General features: G+C 63.7%; 3 protein-coding genes. 2 read left to right on the top strand and 1 reads right to left on the bottom strand.

Annotated elements, in window-relative coordinates; genetic code table 11:
- Positions 1-520, top strand: a 520-nt coding sequence (locus EN742_RS39670; RefSeq protein WP_281035009.1) for a CorA family divalent cation transporter, incomplete at its 5' end; no start/stop codon positions are given.
- Positions 521-625: 105 nt separating this feature from the next.
- Here EN742_RS39670 and EN742_RS28290 read toward each other — a convergent pair.
- Positions 626-1,144: a GcrA family cell cycle regulator gene (locus EN742_RS28290; protein ID WP_126056595.1), complete on the bottom strand. Its 519-nt coding sequence runs from the start codon at positions 1,142-1,144 to the stop codon at positions 626-628.
- Between the two features lie 356 nt (positions 1,145-1,500).
- Between EN742_RS28290 and EN742_RS28285 the strand changes: the two genes are divergently transcribed.
- Complete coding sequence (locus EN742_RS28285) at positions 1,501-2,700, top strand: aspartate aminotransferase family protein (protein ID WP_127406542.1); 1,200 nt, start codon at positions 1,501-1,503, stop codon at positions 2,698-2,700.
- Positions 2,701-2,725: the final 25 nt, after the last annotated feature.

The raw sequence follows: 2,725 nt of genomic DNA, 5'->3' as shown, positions 1-2,725 counted from the left end.
CTACATGCCGGTTCTGGAGCAGATCGAGGACGAGGTCGAGGCGATCGAGGACAAGGTCCTGCTCAGGCCGATGACCGGCTCCGACATCGAGCGGCTCTATATGCTGCGCCGCGATCTCCTGCGGCTGCGCAACGCGGCTCTGCCGCTGGTCGAGGTCTGCCGCCGGCTGACCAGCGCCGACCTGCCGCAGATCAATGCTTCGATGCACCCGCTGTTCCGCGACGTGACCGACCATATCCGCACGGTCCAGGAAAAGATCGACAGCCTGCGCGAGGTGCTGGCTTTCGCGTTCGAAGCCAGTCTTCTGGTCGGCCAGAGTCAGGAAACCGCGATCTCGAAAAAACTCGCCTCCTGGGCCGCCATCCTGGCGGTGCCGACGGCCTTCGCCGGCATCTACGGCATGAATTTCAACGACATGCCGGAACTGCATATGGAGTATGGCTACCCGACCGTGCTGGTTGCGATCGCGCTGATCTGCTCGTTCCTGTACTGGCGGTTCAGGAAGAATGGATGGCTGTGAAGGGAGAGCGAACAGCGAATAGAAAGTAGCGAATAGAGAACACCAAAAACGGCTTGCTCCCTGTCACAAGAAGCCAAGCCGTTCCTATTCGCTATTCGCTATTGCTCAGCGGCTTCTGCGCCGCTCCGCCGCCGGCTGGAACGCGACGCGAGAGTGGTATTTGCAGTACGGGCCGGTCTCGGCGGCGTCGTTGCCGCAGAAGTTGAAGTCTTCCGACAGCGGGTCGCCATTCGGCCATTTGCAGGTGCGCTCGGTCAGCTCGACCAGCTGCAGATGCCGCGAGATCGGCACGACGACGTTTTCCACCGGGCGGATATAGTGGCGCGCCACAGGCTCGGCGTCGAACTGAGCCTGGAGCGCGGTCGCGCCGATCGAGGTGGTGACATGGCGCGTGGCGGTCGCGGCGCGCGATACCGATTTCTGGATGGACGATCCCTGCACGGTTTTCTTCTGGCGAGCCGGGCTGGCCGTCGCGCGGCCGCGGCCCGACAGCTTCAGGCGATGCACCTTGCCGATGACCGCGTTGCGGCTGACGCCTCCCAGCTGTGCCGCAATCTGGCTGGCGCTCAGCCCTTCCGACCACAGTTTCCTGAGAAGTTCTACCCGCTCGTCAGTCCAGTTCATGAGACCGCGCTCCTGCTGAGGCGTGCGGCGATCGGAATCCCTTCCCGTCCCGGCTCCCGCCGGGCAGACAACACCACATATATCGGGTGATTAGGTCCGCCGCACGAAATCTAGTTATTTCTCAACTACAAATACCTCATGCGCTGACTCGGTGACAAGAGTCCCCGGGGCAACACGAATCGGTTTTTCCGGTTTTCCCCAACTTGCCGGCCGCTTATGAACCGGCGTCTCGTCAGGGGCATGCCGCGCGCCTATGCGCGACGTTTTCGTTGACTTCATGGCCGAAAAACACGATAAGCCGCAAAGGCCGCCGCTTTGGCGGCTTTTTTGATTTTCCGGTTCCGGAGACGCATATAATGAGCGGTTCGGCGCTTTACGAGACCTTTGCTCGCGCACCCCTGGCCTTCGACCACGGGGAGGGGACCTGGCTGGTCACCGACAAGGGCGAGCGATATCTCGATTTCGCCGGCGGCATCGCCGTCAATTCACTTGGCCACAGCCATCCGCATCTGGTTGCAGCGCTCACCGAGCAGGCGGCGAAGCTCTGGCATGTCTCCAACCTCTACGAGATTCCGGAGCAGCGCCGGCTCGGCGAACGGCTCGTCGAGGCGACCTTTGCCGACAAGGTGTTCTTCACCAATTCGGGCGCCGAGGCGCTGGAATGTGCCATCAAGACGGCGCGGCGCTACCATTTCGTCAAGGGACATCCCGAGCGTTTCCGCATCGTCACCTTCGAAGGCGCCTTCCACGGCCGCACGCTGGCGACGATCGCCGCCGGCGGCCAGTATAAATATCTGGAAGGCTTCGGCCCAAAGGTCGAAGGCTTCGACCAGGTCGGTTTCGACGACATCGACGCGGCTGAGAAGGCGATCACGCCGGAGACGGCCGCCATCTTGATCGAGCCGGTCCAGGGCGAGGGCGGCATCCGCCCGGTGCCGACGCAGTCGCTGAAGCGGTTGCGGCAGCTTTGCGACCAGCATGGCCTGCTTCTGATCTTCGACGAGGTCCAGTGCGGCATTGGCCGCACCGGCAAGCTGTTTGCGCATGAATGGTCCGCCGTCACCCCGGATCTGATGGCGATTGCCAAGGGCATCGGCGCCGGCTTCCCGCTGGGTGCGTGCCTCGCCACCGACGAGGCTGCGGTCGGCATGACCGCCGGCGTGCACGGCACCACCTTCGGCGGCAATCCGCTGGCGATGGCGGTTGGCAACGCCGTGCTCGACGTGGTGCTGGAGGAAGGTTTCCTCGAGGATGTCCAGCGCAAGGCACTGCTCCTGAAGCAGGGACTGGCCGGCGTGGCCGACGAGTTTCCCGAGGTCCTTGAAGGTATCAGGGGAACCGGCCTGATGCTCGGCCTCAAATGCGTGATGCCCAACACCAAGGTCAACATGGCGCTGCGCGACCAGCATCTGCTCGCGGTCCCGGCCGGCGACAACGTCATTCGCCTGCTGCCGCCGCTCACCGTCACCGACGCCGAGATCGGCGAGGCGCTCGACCGCATCCGCGCCGGCGCCCGGGGCCTGGCGGACGCCATCGCCGCGGCCGCCGCGAAGTAATTCCGGAACCATTGCCGATGTCCGT

The organism is Mesorhizobium sp. M4A.F.Ca.ET.020.02.1.1, assembly GCF_004022645.1.
Classification (GTDB): Bacteria; Pseudomonadota; Alphaproteobacteria; order Rhizobiales; family Rhizobiaceae; genus Mesorhizobium.
Note: the sequence above shows the minus strand (reverse complement) of the source record. Positions and strands in the feature narration are given on the sequence as shown.